General features: G+C 61.8%; 1 protein-coding gene. It reads left to right on the top strand.

Annotation, left to right across the window (positions count from 1 at the left end):
• Positions 1–15 precede the first annotated feature (15 nt).
• On the top strand, positions 16–1414 hold a 1399-nt coding region (locus ACIQOV_RS41365; protein ID WP_401056295.1), incomplete at its 3' end, for a peptidase inhibitor family I36 protein.

Below are 1414 nucleotides of genomic sequence, written 5' to 3'. Positions count from 1 at the left end.
CCCCTGTACGTCACCATGGAACCCCGCACCACCGGCAAGGCACCCATCAGCTACGACCAAAGCACCCTGGAACGCCTCGTCGAAGCACACATCCCCGCCTCGCTCACCTACCAGATCGTCCCGTCCACCGACCACATCGCCCTCTATGACGATCCCTACTGCACCGGACGAGCCTGGCTCGTCTACAGCGACACCCCCGACCTCCAGGTCCTGAACGCCGACAATCGCGCCTCATCCGCCTGGAACAGAACCAGCAGCGTCATCGCCCTCTACAAAGACACCAACTTCCTGGGCACCAACGAATTCATCCAACCCAACAGCAAAGCAGACCAGCTCAACCTGGACAACCAGGCCTCCTCCCTCAGATTCCTCACCAACGTCCCCGCCGACGCCTGGGGCCTGTACGACCAACGCGGCGGAGCCAACGGCAGCGGTCAACTCATCGGCGTCTACCACGGCACCAGGACCAACCTCCTCAACACCGCCGGCGGCAAGGCCCTGTCCCTGGTCAACAACACCAGCCACACCCTGCAGCTCTTCAACGCCGACCGCAGCACCTTCCAGATGGTCTACCCCGGCCTGACCGCAGACCTCCTGGACATCAACCTCGTTCACGCCCTCGACTCCGTCGTCGACCACGCCACCGTCCCCAACGGCGCCTACTGCCTCTACGAAGAGGTACAGCAAGGCGGAAAGTCCTGGCTGTTCTGGGACGACTCCGACCAGCCCATCGACCTGACCGACCCACAGATCGCCGCCCACCCCGTCTGCTCCGTCTACAACAACACCACCCGCACCCTCCAACTCCTCAACCAAACCGGAGACGACCAGCTCTTCTACCCCCAGGCCTACAACAGCGTCAGCACCGCCCTCAACCAGACCACCACCACCGCCACCCTCTACGACGGCCCACCCGACCGGTGCTTCTGCCTCTACGAAGGACCCGCACAAACCGGCAGGCAATGGGTGTTCAAGGACACCGAAGCCCTCACCCACCTCGACAACCCCACCATCAACGCCGCCAACGCGATCTCCTCCGCCAGCAACAAGACCATTTACACCCTGGAACTCTTCCAGAACAACGACGGCACCGGCACCAGCCAACTCATCTACCCCCAAAACCAGGTCGACATCACCACCCCCGGCCTCGACAACACCGCGAACAGCGTCAACCTCTACCACACCCCACCCCCGAACTACTTCGCCCTCTATTCAGACTTCAACCAGAGTGGAATGCAGTGGGTGTTCAAGGACACCGAAGCTCTCACCCACCTCGACAACCCCACCATCAACGCCGCCAACGCGATCTCCTCCGTCGACAACAAGACCATTTACACCCTGGAACTCTTCCAGAACAACGACGGCACCGGCACCAGCCAACTCATCTACCCCCAAAACCAGGTCGACATCACCA

Origin of the sequence: Kitasatospora sp. NPDC091257 (assembly GCF_044757675.1) — a bacterium.
GTDB classification, from domain to species: domain Bacteria; phylum Actinomycetota; class Actinomycetes; order Streptomycetales; family Streptomycetaceae; genus Kitasatospora; species Kitasatospora lactacystinica.
This window is presented reverse-complemented; position numbering and strand designations above follow the sequence as displayed.